Genomic DNA, 359 nt, shown 5'->3' on the forward strand with positions numbered 1-359 from the left:
CCCGGCGGCAGACTGCCCGACACCACCGACAGCTGGTACGGCCCGGTGCCACCAGTGGCCTCGACGGTGTGGATCGCGTACACCTGCCCGATGTACATGGGCGACCGGGGCTTGCCCGAGGTGATGACGACCTTTTGTTGGCGTACCTCGATCGTCGCCTTCTGCTGGCCGAAGAGCCCGTTCTTGTCGGTCATCCGCAGCGTGAAGGTGTAGGTGCCCGGCGTGTTCGGCGCGCCACCGAGCGACGTACCCACCACCAACATGCCCGGCGGCAGACTGCCCGACACCACCGACAGCTGGTACGGCCCGGTGCCACCAGTGGCCTCGACGGTGTGGATCGCGTACACCTGCCCGATGTA

Annotated in this window: 1 protein-coding gene; it reads right to left on the reverse strand. The window is 67.1% G+C overall.

Going from position 1 to position 359, the window contains the following annotated elements; translation table 11 throughout:
- Nucleotides 1-359, reverse strand: a 359-nt coding sequence (locus tag ADK66_RS04095) for a putative Ig domain-containing protein (RefSeq protein WP_231639891.1), incomplete at both ends; no start/stop codon positions are given.

The organism is Micromonospora sp. NRRL B-16802 (assembly GCF_001279555.1).
GTDB lineage: Bacteria > Actinomycetota > Actinomycetes > Mycobacteriales > Micromonosporaceae > Micromonospora > Micromonospora profundi.